At 42.3% G+C, this 15,129-nt stretch carries 14 protein-coding genes; 9 read left to right on the forward strand and 5 right to left on the reverse strand.

All coding sequences use genetic code 11. From position 1 onward, the window contains the following. Window positions 1–241: 241 nt before the first annotated feature. The 3 genes from B3850_RS03270 to B3850_RS03280 all read right to left on the reverse strand — a co-directional run bounded on the left by B3850_RS03270 (window position 242) and on the right by B3850_RS03280 (window position 5,280). A complete protein-coding gene (locus B3850_RS03270; RefSeq protein WP_286874139.1) occupies window positions 242–1,519 on the reverse strand; it encodes a phosphoribosyltransferase-like protein in 1,278 nt (425 codons plus the stop codon). A 78-nt stretch (window positions 1,520–1,597) separates the two neighbouring features. Then, complete coding sequence (locus B3850_RS03275; RefSeq protein WP_286874137.1) at window positions 1,598–3,358, reverse strand: UvrD-helicase domain-containing protein; 1,761 nt, start codon at window positions 3,356–3,358, stop codon at window positions 1,598–1,600. Then, the gene (locus tag B3850_RS03280) at window positions 3,355–5,280 is read right to left on the reverse strand and encodes an ATP-dependent nuclease (RefSeq protein ID WP_286911386.1); all 1,926 of its coding nucleotides are present in this window, start codon (window positions 5,278–5,280) and stop codon (window positions 3,355–3,357) included. Before B3850_RS03280 ends, B3850_RS03275 begins: the two co-directional genes overlap by 4 nt. 115 nt (window positions 5,281–5,395) lie before the next feature. On the opposite strand from B3850_RS03280, the gene B3850_RS03285 reads away from it, so the two are divergent. The 4 genes from B3850_RS03285 (at window position 5,396) to B3850_RS03300 (ending at window position 7,809) form a co-directional block, all read left to right on the forward strand. Beyond that, complete coding sequence (locus tag B3850_RS03285) at window positions 5,396–6,433, forward strand: DUF5677 domain-containing protein (protein ID WP_286874131.1); 1,038 nt, start codon at window positions 5,396–5,398, stop codon at window positions 6,431–6,433. A gap of 54 nt (window positions 6,434–6,487) precedes the next feature. Then, window positions 6,488–6,952 (forward strand): hypothetical protein, encoded by a 465-nt coding sequence (locus B3850_RS03290; protein ID WP_286874129.1) that lies wholly within the window; start codon window positions 6,488–6,490, stop codon window positions 6,950–6,952. Window positions 6,953–7,228: 276 nt separating this feature from the next. After that, on the forward strand, window positions 7,229–7,510 hold the full coding sequence (locus B3850_RS03295) for a type II toxin-antitoxin system Phd/YefM family antitoxin (RefSeq protein WP_053953407.1): 282 nt from the start codon (window positions 7,229–7,231) through the stop codon (window positions 7,508–7,510). Beyond that, the gene (locus tag B3850_RS03300; protein ID WP_053953408.1) at window positions 7,507–7,809 is read left to right on the forward strand and encodes a type II toxin-antitoxin system RelE/ParE family toxin; all 303 of its coding nucleotides are present in this window, start codon (window positions 7,507–7,509) and stop codon (window positions 7,807–7,809) included. The genes B3850_RS03295 and B3850_RS03300 overlap by 4 nt, the downstream gene beginning before the upstream one ends. Before the next feature lie 81 nt (window positions 7,810–7,890). Here the strand turns inward: B3850_RS03300 and B3850_RS03305 are convergent, their stop codons facing one another. Further along, complete coding sequence (locus B3850_RS03305) at window positions 7,891–9,135, reverse strand: hypothetical protein (RefSeq protein WP_286874126.1); 1,245 nt, start codon at window positions 9,133–9,135, stop codon at window positions 7,891–7,893. 276 nt (window positions 9,136–9,411) lie between these two features. Here B3850_RS03305 and B3850_RS03310 point away from each other — a divergent pair, with 276 nt between their 5' ends. Genes B3850_RS03310 through B3850_RS03320 form a run of 3 tightly spaced genes read left to right on the forward strand, consistent with a single transcriptional unit; the run spans window position 9,412 to window position 12,000 of the window. Next, complete coding sequence (locus tag B3850_RS03310) at window positions 9,412–10,419, forward strand: sensor histidine kinase (protein WP_286911387.1); 1,008 nt, start codon at window positions 9,412–9,414, stop codon at window positions 10,417–10,419. Then, entirely contained in the window at window positions 10,412–11,125 is a 714-nt protein-coding gene (locus B3850_RS03315; RefSeq protein ID WP_286874120.1) for a LytR/AlgR family response regulator transcription factor, read from the forward strand. The genes B3850_RS03310 and B3850_RS03315 overlap by 8 nt, the downstream gene beginning before the upstream one ends. A gap of 26 nt (window positions 11,126–11,151) precedes the next feature. Then, window positions 11,152–12,000 (forward strand): acyl-CoA thioester hydrolase/BAAT C-terminal domain-containing protein, encoded by an 849-nt coding sequence (locus B3850_RS03320; RefSeq protein ID WP_286874118.1) that lies wholly within the window; start codon window positions 11,152–11,154, stop codon window positions 11,998–12,000. Between the two features lie 157 nt (window positions 12,001–12,157). Here the strand turns inward: B3850_RS03320 and B3850_RS03325 are convergent, their stop codons facing one another. Next, a complete protein-coding gene (locus tag B3850_RS03325) occupies window positions 12,158–12,967 on the reverse strand; it encodes an AraC family transcriptional regulator (protein WP_278389221.1) in 810 nt (269 codons plus the stop codon). Between the two features lie 150 nt (window positions 12,968–13,117). Between B3850_RS03325 and B3850_RS03330 the strand changes: the two genes are divergently transcribed. Then, on the forward strand, window positions 13,118–14,356 hold the full coding sequence (locus B3850_RS03330) for an aspartyl protease family protein (RefSeq protein WP_286874111.1): 1,239 nt from the start codon (window positions 13,118–13,120) through the stop codon (window positions 14,354–14,356). A 130-nt stretch (window positions 14,357–14,486) separates the two neighbouring features. Beyond that, window positions 14,487–15,053, forward strand: a complete 567-nt coding sequence (locus B3850_RS03335) for a DUF7010 family protein (protein WP_286874108.1) — start codon at window positions 14,487–14,489, stop codon at window positions 15,051–15,053. Window positions 15,054–15,129 lie beyond the last annotated feature (76 nt).

Below are 15,129 nucleotides of genomic sequence, written 5' to 3' on the forward strand. Positions count from 1 at the left end.
TCCTATCTCCAACCCTTTTCTTTTATATGAAAGAGGAGACCACATAACAATTACTCCGATTAAACCAGAGCGTACAGTCGCTCTGGCAACCCGAGCCAGCGAGGGAACATTGCCAGAGTGACTGTGCTCTCGCTCAGCAAGGGCTTTTCCAAAGAGGACGGGAACTCCCGCCTCCCACCACAATGATTTACTTCTGTGGTAGCAGAATACACAGAGTATATCCTGCTCGCTACACTAATCATTATATGGTCTTCCTCAGAGACTGAGGATAATACATTTCAGTTCCTTTGTCAGGTACTGAGCCTTTCATGCGTCCCTCACTCCTTGCGCCTTTTAACTCCGCTAAACCAGCTGAAGTAATCCGAATTTGAGCAGTTATGAACCCCCAGTTAATACATTTGGATAAGACCCGTTCACATTCCTCACTATTAAAGCCGGTCGCGAAACACAAAGTTGATTTCTTCCGCTTACTCTTCGCAATTAGAGCCAATACCGTAAGAATTAAAAGCCCTAACTCACCTCGGCGGGCAAGCTTTTTTGATTCAGCTAACCTTTTTTGACCAACGTTGCGAATATGTTCTTCGCTAAACTTCTCAGATATCTCACTCGGAAAAATTGAATTAGTCGAATCCTCAACTATCCGGTCTGGAAATAAACCAGTCCATTCCCCACTTTCCTCTACCAAGATGCCTGGCACATTGTTTGGGCAGCCATGTTCAAAAACCAAAGAACACATTGATTTCTTATATCCAAGCCACATGTGTTTGCGTTTTTTATTAGCCCTCATGCCGTACTTTCTACATAGACTGAAAACTTCCTCTTTCCTTCCTTCACTCCAAGGCAACGAATAAAAGGTTGGAATATCTCTATAGATATGTACTTCTGGTCTACTTTTGTGACTTTCAGCGAGACTAATGCCTTTCTCGGTCCCCGAGTATGCCGCGATATGGAACTTTAACCACCCATAGGAGTGCCATGAAACCAGAGTTTTCTCGGCCCAAAAGGAGCTTAGAAACTCTGTTGCTCTGGAGCCTGTACCTATAAGATCATCAACGAAAATAACTGCATCACAACGTTTCTCTCTCATAGACTCGACCGTAGGGTGGTTGAGAAATTTTGCCTTATCCCTTTTACAAAACTGGCGAATTATTGAAGCTATTCGCCCTTCGCTACCTATGTCAGCCGTTGATGATAATGGGACAACTGAGTTACCGTTATCAGCTTTCTGAGCGTTCTCAAAATATGGAGCAGGTCTATCGACTGTGTAACACTGACCAAACTCCCTGATTTCAACTTTATGGTAAGCAACTTCTCGCATCGCAAATAGAGCCACTGTACCATCAATACTATCGGATACTTGAGTGAGCAGTTTCGTTAGCCCTCTTTCGAACTCATTATGAGACACTAGAGTAAGGTTATTTGCTACCGCCGAGGCTACCTCTTGATCCATTGGATCAAATTGCGACAGCCACGAACGTCCTCGTTCGGTATGTATCAATTTTCTAGGATTAATCGTCAATGGCATCCTCTTCTATTAACTCGGCTTCTCACTCTCGGCTAGACCGGTATTACAATAGGTAATTACTCGCAAAGCTTTCTAGTGAATGTGAAACCCTATGTCTGAAAGTACCTTTCTTTCTTTTTTATTAAGCCTTTTTACAGCCCAAACCAGAATGTACTTAGGTCGGGACGACGCGACGTACGCAAACCTTGCTTCTTCACTTCGTTGATCGTTGAGCCAGTCCTTCCAATAAGCTCCTTTTGAACCTCGCCCATCTGAGCTAGAAACTAAAATGGTGACATCGTGGGTCTGTCCTTTTGCCTGATGAATTGTAGTTTTTTTCCGTATCGTTCCCAGCGTTTTAGCTTCGCCCAGTGTTGACTCTACCGAAGCTTTTGATTGGCCACTTGGAGCTCTTAACTTAATAGAGTCTAATGGAGAAACTATCGGTTTCAACTCTTCACAAACAAATGGTTGGCTACTTATATTTCTTAAAGTTGCCCCAATGCTCTTCGCCCACTCTGACCAAGTTAGGTTCATATCAATATTTTGCTTAGCTATATACTTTAAAGAAGAAAAAAGAAACTTTCTCCACCTCAGGTTTGAATTCACCTTCTCTGGACAGCTGTAGCTATTAGGCTTAACAGTTTCGCCTACATTAATTCGCAAAAAATCGGAGAATAGAACAAGACTCTCTTTTATGTAATTGTTGTCTCTTTTTTGAATCTTTCGTATAGCAAGAGCAAGCCTATGAATTGGTTTTAATGATGACAGCGAACTATCAAACTTACTTAATAAAGAATAACCACGCCCCAACAAAACCACATTATCAAATCTCTCACTATACTTAGAGAACTCTTCTATTAATTCGGTTGGGCACTTCTCATACTGGAGCAAATGGCATGACGGACTCAATGAAGACGCCTGACCAACTATTTCAGTCCTCCCCGTTAACTTTCCACATAAATTAATAATGTTCTGACAACTTCGAAAGTTTCGTGTCAACTTTAAGGGTATAAAATTTTTTTCTTTGACAAACTGTTTTACTTTTTCAGGATCAACATCTCTAAAGCTATATATTGCTTGGTGGAGATCTCCTATAAAATGTAGCTTAACTCCTTCCTCGCTTAGGCAGCGCAATATTAATAAATGGTCAAAGCTAAGATCCTGACATTCATCAATGATGATTAAAGGAAACCTTCTAGCTAGCTTCCTTAAAAATTCTCTATAGGCCTGCTTGGTTAATGCTTCAATAGCCAAATACTCAATATCTGCGTATGTAGCAAAGCCACTTGACCACATTCTTGACTTTGCCTGCAGCAAGTCCTTTTGCTGCCAATCCTCCAATGAATGGCTATTTAACTTTCGATCTCGTCCCGACTCACCAGTGTCGAAGCTAAAGCTCAAGTCTTCCCCCCCGAGGGAGAATTGATGTGCTGAGACAGGCCCCACCCCGGCAATTCCATATTTTGTCTTGTAGCCATGAAGGTTTGAGGATTTATCTACTATTCGAATTGAAAAGTCTCCGTCCTTCCCTGTAAAGTTGGTAAGGTTTCTGGCTAATGGATTAACGACATTCTTGAGTATGAAGCTGTCAAATGTGCCAACTGTATGTGGAAACAATTTACCAGCAGTAGGTAAATATTTAGATATTCTTGTAACGAGCTCATCTGTTGCACTATTTGTAAAAGATAAAATGGCTATGCCACCGGGACTTTTCTTCCAATTACTAACCTCTCTAGCAAACTTTCGTGCTACAACTTCGGTTTTACCGCTACCAGGACAAGCCTCTAAAAAGACGTGTTCATTCACGTTAGAATAAAGGTAATCATTCTGTTCTTCCGTAAACTCTATCATTCTTTCCGAGCCTCCAATTTGCAGGCCCATAAAACGGCATCCGCTATGTAAGCAGGTACGGAAATTGATGTATCTTCTTTGCTCAGGCGATCAGCAAGCACTTGAGCGAAAAAACCTTTTCCTATAGTCCCGCCTTCAATACGCTTCAAAATTATTGATGCTGCAATTGCTCGTTCTTCTGATTTCTTTTCCTCCCAGTTTTCAGTTTTTATCGCTTTTAGTTCATCAATTACAGCACTTTTACCCCTCTTAGGTTTCGGCCATAAAGACTCTAAAACACTTGCCATTAGCGCTAAATTATTGCCTTCCATCGCCAAATCATACTCTAAAGTTTTATATTTACTTACATATAAACGAGCATTCTCGGAGTCCTTAATTGCCTGTACTAGCTCAATCGCCGGGTTTACTCCTTCCCCCAAATCCTCATCATGTGGGGAAGCCATAAGCTCTTTTTTAAGCGCATCCTCTCCCTTAATAAATTGAACCTTAATGGGATCTCGATCAGTAATTCCCCCACATCGCACAGGAATATTTAAACCGTCTTGGTCTGCGTAGCCATCAACTCCCTTAAAATTGCAATAAAGTCTCATGAAATGTTTGAAGTAAATACCATTCATGTTAATTACGGATACACCTCGTTCCTCAAGACCCTGAGAGCTCTCCCCATAATCTTTAAAAACCTGCCTAGCTAATACGGGTACTAGCATTTGCTCTGCAATTCCCTCTACTAAAATTACGCCGCTAGCAAATAATAAATTTGACTTTGTTACATCCAACCACCGGTTAATAAACCTTTCACTATCTTCCGGTACATCACAGTCTTTCAAAGGCGTAGCAACAGGTTTATTTGATCGTGAAAGATGGATAATGGAGCTCAGTTCTACAGATGAAGCTAGCACTGTCGAATGAGTAGTAACAATTACCTGAACATCATTTTTATCTGTTTCAGCAACTTGTCTTAAGTGGTTTAGTAGGCGAACTAACAACTGCGGATGTAAATGAGCCTCTGGCTCTTCAATAAGCAAAAGTTTAAATGTAGGAGTGTCATCACTATCATCATCTAAAGTTAGCTCTGCCAATATCGAGGCTATATATAGTAGGTTGTTATAGCCCAAGCTATTATGGTTGAGTCCTCTGTAGTCAACGTTAGCATCGGGTGATAAGTTAGGAAAAAAGAGGAGAGTTAGACTTTCGACAATTCTAGTGAAGTCACTCTCTGTAAACTGAATCTTTGTACTCTGGCCAAAGTGACTCCCTATTGCCCTTTCCAAGTGCCCGGCTAACATTTCATTGGCAGTCTTTATCGTCAATGAGTCATCTGCCGCTAGACTGGCATTAAAATCCCTAACTTTTTCCTCAAGAGGATGAAGACTGTCGTTCGCTTTACATTCACTCAGCTCCCTTCTGTTCAACGCCTTAAGTAATTTTGATAAGCGAGACCCTCTCCCGTTTCTAAGTTTCGACTCTGCATCCCTTAAAGGCGGTAAATATATGCATTGGATTAAATCTACTAGTTCGGGGTCAAACTGAGATGCTCTAGATTCGCCTCCCCATACAGCTTTTCTGTATCGCCCTCTAAACTCTTTATTTTCCGCTTGGAGATTCAAAACAGCTATACCACTATCATTTGTCCATGGAAGAAAAGCGACCTCCTGATCTGACGTAAGATCTGTAAACTCTGCTGATATAAAAATAGATTCAACCGTTTCTGAGTTATTTTCAAATGAACGAAAGAAATCATCACTCGTAATACTATATCGCCCTGACTCTGAGTCTAAGAAAAGCTGCCTTATTGCATTTATTAGAGCTGTTTTTCCAGCACCATTTTCACCGACAACTACGTTGAATCCCTTACTAAACTCGGCTGAGAATTCATGGTCAAAGTTTCTAAAACCCTTTATCTTTATGCTTTTAAGGTGCATGCAACTATCCATTATTTGGCATAATTAAAGTAATCATGTCTAAAGTTCTAAGTTAGCCCAATTATGAGGCTATACCACATACTATATATAAAGCCATTAAATAACAGGTTGACTAGTGAACCATTTTCAAAAAATGTTGGATGATATAATCGATGAAGTAATTGCTAAAGAACCGGAACAAGACCGGGGGACCATTTTGAAATCTATAACCTCCTGCTTAACGAGAATAATTGAAGAAATCCCTCCCGGCATTCTCGAGTCGGTTAAAAACGATGCTTTTGATGGTGTCCTAGAGCAAGTAAGGGTTATTCAAACCCAATTTGTGGAGAAAAATAGAGAAAAATGGAAGTATGCTTTCGATCATATCGAGACTCTCATCGAAATTTGTTCCGAGGCAGGAAGTAATGTAAACAGGCGATCACGACCCAGCGCAGCAGTTAGTCAAGACCTTTTATTTGACACTTTAACCAAGTTACACGCTAAATCATGTCTTCTTGCTCGCGAAATATATTGTCTTCTCGTGAATGGATTCCCTGACGGGGCGCATGCTAGATGGCGAGCACTTCATGAGCTAGTTGCTACCAGCATTTTTTTAAAAAGAAGTGATTCAAAAACTGTTGAAAAGTTTCGCCACCACAAGGTTGTGGATGCTTACAAGGGAGCACGCCAACATTCGAGTTTAAAGGGTCGGCTACAAGCAACTCCCCCAAGCGAACACCAAATATCAATGCTTCAGGAAGAATACGAAGAGCTCATACGGCGCTACGGGAAAAACTTTAAAAACCCTTACGGCTGGGCAGAAGAGTTTCTTAACATAACTAACCGACGAGCAACTTTCGCGGATATAGAAAAAGCTGTAGGCCTTGACCATTGGCGTCCCTATTATAAGCTGGCAAGCCAGAATATTCATGCTACTGCTCAAACTATTAGCTTTTCGCTCGCGGTCGTTCCCTCAAATGAGGATATTTTGTTAACCGGCTCCAGTGATTCAGGTTTGATTGACCCAGCGCACTCTATGTCTATTTCGCTCACTCAAGTGACAGCAAACTTACTGAGTTACTCACCAAACTTAGATGATGCAGTTTACCTAAAAGTAATTGAATCTCTATGCGAGGACATTGGAGAAGTACTTAAAGAATACTTAAATAAGTAATTTTGAAGTATGGCCTGATTTAACCAATCAGAGAAAACTATATAGGCTTACAGAATGATAGAAAAAATAAATCAGGAGTTAATCGGCGAAAAGGTCAACGAAGCCCTGAACCAATTCTTGCAAAAAGATTTTGAGTTACTTCAAATTAATGCAAACGAGCGAACACTCACTCATAGAGTCGCGTTATACCTTCAAAACCTATTCCCAAACTTCCACGTGGACTGTGAATATAATCGTGATGACCACGAGCCAAAGGACATGCAACTTCCGGGGGGACAACCGGACCAATACGACACTCACGCACAAACGGTTTACCCTGATATTATTGTCCACCACCGCAGAACCACAGAAAACATTTTGGTTATGGAGTTTAAGAAAACATCATCAAAAATCACTGACGAAAAAGACTTTATAAAGCTTCAAGCGTACAAACAGCAATTGGGATACCAACACGCTATATTCGTTGAATTTGATGTGGGTCAAAAATCACAAGGTATTAGCCGGTTTGAGTGGGTTTAGGTCGATAGTTTTATACCCCCCTCTCTGTGTCAGCCAGAGAAGACGAAGTAAACACCGAGCCCACGCAAACGGAGCTCTAACAGCCTATTAGTGTACGAACTTTATTGTCATTTTTTTGATTAAGTGTACAAACTATATTGTCACTTCACATTAGCTAAATCTATATAATGTGTTTACGCACAATATATAGAGGTTATGTCTCATAGACCCTGCTTGCCAACGCCAAACCATCGACGTACACTTAAAAGTACAACTAAATGTACTTAGGTGATTCCCATGACAAGAGTTCGCGTCGATGAAGATATCCGCCCCCTTTCCGAATTTCGAGCGGGCGTAGCATCATTTGTAAAACAGATACATGAAACCCGCCGCCCTATGGTGTTAACTCAGAGAGGCCGTGGCGTTGTCGTGCTGGTGGACGTCCAAGAATACGAAAAGATGCAAGAACGGCTAGAGTTGTTGGAAGAGGTTTATAAAGCTGAAGAGCAGCTGGCCAATGGGGAAGGTATTTCTCATGAGGAGGCAAAATCACGAGTTCTGAGCAGGCTTGCACAATGAGGGTTAATTGGTCTCCCCTTGCCTTAGAGCGTGTTGAACAGATATCTCAATATATTGCGGAAGATAAACCCAGCGCTGCTGTTGAGTGGGTTGAAGGTTTGTTTGACATTGTGGAGCGGCTATCAGACTTCCCTGAAAGTGGGCGCGTCGTTCCTGAAGTAGGAGGACGTCGCATCAGGGAAGTTATATTTGGAGCCTATCGGATCATTTACAGCGTCAGAGGCCAAATAGATATTCTGACAGTAAGGCATAGTAGTCAGTTATTGCGAATGTCCGAGTTTGGTGATGAGGAAACATAGCCCCCCCAATAAAAAACATTATGGTTAACGCTTTTGATTCCATATTTCCACCGTACTACAAATTACCATTATTTCAGTAATTCATTCCGAATGTTTGCCAGCTAATAAAGCGCTAAACCAACGCTTGGTATCAGCACCAGCAAAGGTTCCCACTTTTGTAATTAGCGCTTCTGTCTCGGTTGCGTCACTGGTCATATACCAGTCAATGAGTTCATCAAAAGCAGTTTCTCCCAGCTTTTCCTGTAACTTCATTAAAGCGATAGGGCCGAGACCATAATTAACTTTGTGCGACGCTCTGCGAGCAGTATCTTCGCGCCAAATAAACGCTTCGCCTTTCGCCCGCGCTTGCCATTTTTCCACGATATTTTGAAATTCTTCTTCACCATAAATACGTGCCACCTCTCTGGCCGAAATGTATTCAGCGAACGATTCAATCATCCAGTAGTCATGCGACATGGCGCTTGTGAAGTTTGTCCAGTTATGCGCTATTTCGTGGCATAAGTATTGATGCGTATGGACCTTAGAGCCCAAAGTTTGAGAGTTTAATGAAATATAGTTTCCTCTCGCAAAGCTAGGGCCCGGGCGTTCAAGAAGAACTACCTGAGCGGCTTTTAGCTGTTTATGCGTGCCAAAACGCTCGTTCATTTGTTCAAAACATTGGCGACCTGCATTTAATACGAATTCTGCCCTCTCGGCGTTAACGTCATCGTGGACAACCGTAAAACGATCGCTATAAATACTGGTGTGCTTTTTCTCTGCATAGAGCGACACATCGATTGTTGGCTCTGTACTGTTCACTTGATATTTTTTGCCACTGCTGGTCACACTTCCCGGACCAAAAACTTCCCAGTCGTCATCCAACTCGACGGTAACAGTCCCTATAATTGGCGTTGAAAAGTCACTGAATACTGGGTGCCATGCCGAATCGATACTCAAGTGAACTTGTTTTGATGTAATTAAATTGCCGTGCTGAGCGTTATTATCAATAGTGCCTGCATATTTAATGCGTATAGCTTTATTGTTTGCTTGAGCTGGCGAACTAAACTCAATTATCACTTCATTCCAAACGGGCACCTTCTTCGATTGCTTTACCTCAAAGCTCTCGATGTGCTGCCCCTCAACTGATTCAACCGAAAAGTCTTTATTCAGAAATAAGGCAACAGTACCACTACTCCTGTACTTCTTTGGTATTTGCATCTCAGTTACCGCGTTTAACGCTGAGCTTTCGAGTGAAAAAGTCAGCTCTGTACGATATTCAACAGCATCCGATGCCATAGCGGCAAAACTTAAAAGGTACGTCGTAAAAGCAATTAGTAGATATTTCATGCTTGGTCTCTTAATGTCCCTATTAAACTACTGTTAACCGTACCATTCAGTAAGCCAAAATCCAGTCCCAAAAATGTTGCTAAATGTTTTTCGAGTTAGCTAAGTCGTCCGAAATCATTAAACTTTTCTGTTATTTGAAGTGTTCGCTCTGAGTGAGCCTCGGACGAACCCTAGCGACAATTCAACCCTTTATTTTAACCATTCAGTCAGAAACACAGTGACACTCAGCTTCAGGGCTTTAATAATGTCTACATAACCAAAGCAGCGAATATACCGATGCCAGAAATCACTAAAAAAGAACTGTTTATCGCATTACTCGGGTTAAGTTTTATCAGTGCCACGATTACCTTTCTCGACTGGTGGCAGCGAGGACAGGTTGGAACCAATGACGCTCTGTTAGCTGGAGCTGTTGCGATTATCTTCCTATTTTGGGTACCTATTTATTCGGCTGTATTCGCTATAAAAAGGCTCGGCATCAACAATATTTTCTATGAGCTGCTTCTATGGTTTGGCTGCTTTTATATCGGCTATCGAATCTGGGGCTTTGCTCTAGCAGGCATTTATCCAGGTGTTGAATTTGGTTGGCTTGACGTCTTTTTCATGTCAATTCCCTGGGCTATTGGAACGTATATTCTTTATCGTGCCTACAGAGCCTACAAAGCATTACAAACCGAACGTTTGCTGCGCCAGCATGCTGAGTTGAATCAACTCAAGCACGCCTTGCATCCTCATTTCTTGTTTAACAGCCTTAATACGTTAACGGCTTTCATTACGTCGAATCCAAAAAAGGCAGAGCTGCTGACTCACGATTTAGCATCCGTGTTGCGACATATCCTCGATACGAATAATGTCGATACCATCAGCCTCAAACATGAATTAATGATCCTACAAAAGTGGCTGAATATTGAGCAAGCTAGGCTCGGTGATGATTTGAAAATCGATATAGACATTGATGAAGCAACTTTAGATGTGCAGATTCCGCCGTTTTTGTTGCAGCCATTACTGGAAAACTCAGTTAAACATGCCACGCGGTTTCCAATTGAATTAACGTTAGCGTGTAGAGCTCGTGGCAGTGCTTTGCAGGTTATTATCCGCGACAATGGTCCCGGTTTTCCTGACATAGTCCTGGCTAATCAACCTGAAAACTTAAAGCATTCGGGACTCGGTTTGAGCACGACAATCCGACGGATTGGTCTTATGCGCCATGCCAATATCCAGCTGTCGAATGACCCAGAGTCTAAGGGAGCGGTTGTCAACATCAGCTTGGAGTCCAATCATGATTAATACTCTTTTTATCGTTGACGATGAATACGCAAGTAGACTGAAGCTGAATCAGCTTATAAGTGCATTACCCGAATGGCGTATTGAAGCCGAGCTAAGGTCCGGAGAGGAGCTTTTTCAGCGTCTTTCAGAGTCACAACCCGATGTCATTTTACTCGATATTAATATGGCGGGCCTGAGTGGAATCGATGTTCTGTCGCAACTAAACCAGCAACACTGCAATAGTGAAGTTATCTTCACAACGGCACACAGCCGTTATGCCGTTGAAGCTTTCAACGGTGCCGCCGCTGATTACGTTCTCAAGCCGATAAGCCTACAGCGACTTCAGCTCGCACTTGAACGAGTCACTGAGCGACTGCGACTAAAACGAGCCCAAACGCTGCCACAAACATTGATTAGTCAGGTGGGGCAACGTATGAGAAACGTAAAAGTTGAGGATATCGATGCCATTATTATCGACAACGGGGCGCAAGTGGCCAATTGCGGTTCGCAGACTTACCCTCTAGACAAGACATTAACTGAGCTGGAGCAACAACTGCCAGCACACTTTCTCCGTGTCCATCGTGGCGCAATCATTAATCGGCTCCGATTAAGCGAAGTCGAGCGCTGGCTTAATGGGCGCTTGCTCTTAAGATTTATTCACTCCGAGCTGGAAGTATTAACCAGCCGTAATGGCGCACGCCAACTAAAAAGGCACTTAACGATGTAGTGCTTAACCCTAAAAAAGGAATAACAATGAAAAAATTAATAACACCATTTTTACTGGTGGGGGCTCTTGCGTCCTGCGAAAACGCACCAGCACCTGATTTATACACCAATTACATTAGCGACGGCGAAGCACACCCTTTAGTCATTTTGGTAGGGGGAAGTGACGGTGGTAATTACTTTGCCAATCCAAATATGAAACCGTTGATGGATAGATATCACGATTATGGATTCTCTGTTGCATCAATGGGTTACTTTGATACGTCGGGAACGCCCGATAGCCCTATTGAGCTGTCTTTAAACGAAATTGACGCGCGCATTAAGGCAATAACTGAAGACCCGAGCATTAAAGATCAGTGTGTTGCACTTCTCGGTTTCTCAAAAGGTGCAGAATTATCTTTGTTGCTTGGCAGTCATTTTAATACGGTTAATCACATTGTTGCTGCATACCCGAGTCATGTTGCTTGGAATGCAGTGAAAACACCAATGAGCTACTCAAGCTGGAGCATCGACGGACAGCCACTACCTTACATTGAGGCCCCTTTATTATCTTTTGACATGCTATCCGGAATTTTTACCGGTGAGTACCGAAATGCCTTTACTGACGCTTTATCTGAAGCTTCCCCAAAAGAGTTAAACGATGCTGCAATTCCTGTCGAGAAGATCAAAGGCTCGGTTACGCTGGTCTCAGCAAGGCAAGACCAAATTTGGCCTTCATTCGAAATGGCTAATAAAATTGAACAAAGGTTGTCAGATAATAGCTATGAGAACCCCGTGCTGCATATCGATTTGGATGGAGACCATTACAGTTATAACAAAGAAACAATGGATACTGTCTTGACTCATCTAAAACGTGTCATGGGTTCGGAATGTAACTAAGTATAAGCCAGCGCGCTTGCTGGCTTTACTTTAACTGCACTGACTAAGAATAAATTGCCAGATAATATTAGGAGTGTCCGCTAAGAGCGAAGAACGGACCTTAGTGGTTATAGTCAGTTCTTCTAATCATGCGCACAACGTTCAAAAAAAATTAGTGTTACTGATTTAAGTTTGCCCAAATCTTGGGGGTTGTACCAAAGGACTTTTTAAAATGCCGCGTCATATGACTTTGATCTGCAAAACCGCTACTGAATGAAACTTGAGACAAAGGTATGCCACGCTCAATGAGAGCTTTTGCTCTCTGTAATCGCTTTAGTGTTACGTAGCGATAAGGCGTTGTGCCATAAAGAGACCTGAAATCACGCGTTATCTGCCACTTACTGTAATCGCAAATAGCAGCCAGTTCATCCAATGTAATGCTGACTGGTAAGCTGGAGTTAGCAGCAATGGCATCGTCAATATATTCACGCGCTCTCTTGATTGCACGGTAATTCGCCTGAGTATGTCTCACATTACGCGATGTAGCTTGCTGTAATTTTGTGGCAAAAGCATAAATGAGATCTTGATGCTCTAACTTTTCCAGCGGACGATTGAATTCAGATAACAGTTGTGTAGCAACCTGGATAAACTGCGGTTGTTTTGTGACTCCTCCTTCCAAAAATGGAAGACTGAAGCCTTGTAATATATTTTGAACGTCAACAGGGTCAATGGTTATAGCGCGATAAGCAAAGGGGTCACTTGTCCCAGCCTGACCGTCGTGAGTTTCGTCAGGATGAAGTATTACCACTTCACCAGGAAGTGAGTGTCGTAATTCGCCGCGGTAATTGAAGCTTTGAACACCCCGTGTCGTTAGGGCTAGAGTATACGTATCATGGCTATGTGGCGCATACGCAAGCCCACTAAAACAAGCTTCGATTCGCTCAGTCTCGCCATAGGCTCTGTTCACCCAGCTTTTGTTTTTCTCCATCCCTACGGTACTCCTGAATCGAATTCCTTTCCAGCTATGCCAAGCACTTCTCGCTATCCAATGTATTTTTTCGTGAAATCGCAATATTGTTCAATAACCTATAGGCTAACCACCTTACTATAGCCCAAACATTCATTGGGAGTATATATCTTGACTAAACACGTCATACTTTTGATTAAATTGATTGCAGTGCTGAGCGTCGTGCTGGTAATTGTTGGCTGTTCAGCGAAAGGAATCATAAATTTACAAAGCGGCAATGCGTTGGCATCTCAAAAGTGGCTCAGTAAAGAGCAAAGTTTTAAACTACCCTTCGTTTGGCATGACGGCCATATCATTATTGAAATCGATGTAAATGACACAGAATCATTAAGGCTGGCTTTTGATTCAGCGGCATCTGCGACTGTAATCTTTGAGACACCCCGTACCCAAACCTTGCAGTTAGATGTGGAAAGGCAGCTTGAGGTTCAAAGCAGTCAAGTCAACGTAGTTAACAATGGCATTATCCGGGTTGGAGACATCGAGCTCTCAGAGTTGACCTTCATTCATGTTCCGATTGAGAAAAATCCGTTATTTCACGACTATGACACCGCTTATTTTGATGGTGCGATTGGCTACGACTTACTGAATCACTTTAATGTCTCGGTTCTTTATGCGGAGCAGTCTCTACAGTTTCATAAGAAAAGTGCGAAAAGCGAGTTTAACCACGAAAACAGCACGACTTTACCATTGTCTGTTCATGGTCGAATTCCCTATGTTAATGCCAGACTGAAAGATAACGACGGTGTCGAAGCCGACTATGCGTTTATTATCGACACAGGTGCGCCTGACTACGTTTACTTGAATGAAAAATTGACTGATAAATTAGAGTTTCCAAACGACTACTTTGAAACTCACACTCAAAATTTTGATGGTAAACAGGTTGTTGAAACTAGCCGTATCGATTTTTTTGGACTGGGCGATAGCGAGTTTGAAAATGTTGCGGCACACAATTTACTAAGCTTTGAAGACCCCTACGGAATTGGTTTGATAGGTAGTGGACTACTTCGGAAGTTCAACGTGCATTTTAATTACCAAGACGAGTCTATTACGCTCGTAAAGAATAAATTTTTCAGCCATAAAACTGATATCGACCGCAGTGGCTTGGTAATGGAGCCACACCGGCTGGGAGGTGTAATAAAACAGGTGGCAAAGAATTCTCATGCGGCAGAGCTTGGTTTTACTGAACAAGCGATAGTTAAAGAAATTAACGGTAAGGCAATAACTGAAGATAACTTTGATGAATTGCGCCGATTATTTCGCAGTGATGCGCAATCTGTAAATGTATGCTGGCAAACAAATGGCGGAACGAAGTGCGGTGATTTGAAGCTAGAAGACCGCATCGCTTTATAGCCAATCTCCGTTTTGCTACCGAAGCTGAGGGATCTATATTATTCGCTCAATGCTGAAAGTCAGTATTGAGCGAGCAGCGGACCGTTTATCTCTTCGCGCGACTCGGCTATCATCGGAGACACTCAGTCAGATGTTAAAAAAGCGGGTTGCAAAGAAAATGGATTTCAACGAATCACAAAAAGATATGTCTCGTGCCTACTATGGCGGTGCAACCGGAGCGTTGGCTTCCGGAATAGTTTGGTTATCGGCTGGGCTGATTGGCCTTTATTCGTCGCCCTTTAATAGCATGCTAGCATTGCTTATTGGAGGGATGTTTATATTCCCTATATCCCTTTTATTCTCAAAGTTATTGGGAGCCACCGGTAAACATGACGCAACTAATGTGCTTGGTAAACTGGCTATCGAAAATCTAGGTATTCTATTCGGAGGCCTATTTATTGCTGTCATTGTGGCACAACTTAATAGCTTACTATTCTATCCAATCATGTTAGTGATTATTGGTGCCAGGTACTTAACCTTTCAAACACTTTATGGTTTGAAAGTGTATTGGGCGCTGGGTAGTGTACTTATGATTTCTGGATTTTACCTTGCTATTTTCCCCTCGGATTTTACTTTTGCCGCTTTTGTGGGCGGGTTTATTGAAATAGCGTTTGCACTAATTATTTTTAGGCAAAGTAAAGAATGCTCGGCTAATTGAGAACGAATGCAAGCATCTGAGATGCTCACTTTTGCGTCCGCTCTTGGCACTTAACGGCCATTCGCGGAAAAACCAC

Origin of the sequence: Idiomarina sp. UBA4520 (genome assembly GCF_002388365.1) — a bacterium.
In the GTDB taxonomy this organism is placed as follows: domain Bacteria; phylum Pseudomonadota; class Gammaproteobacteria; order Enterobacterales; family Alteromonadaceae; genus Idiomarina; species Idiomarina zobellii.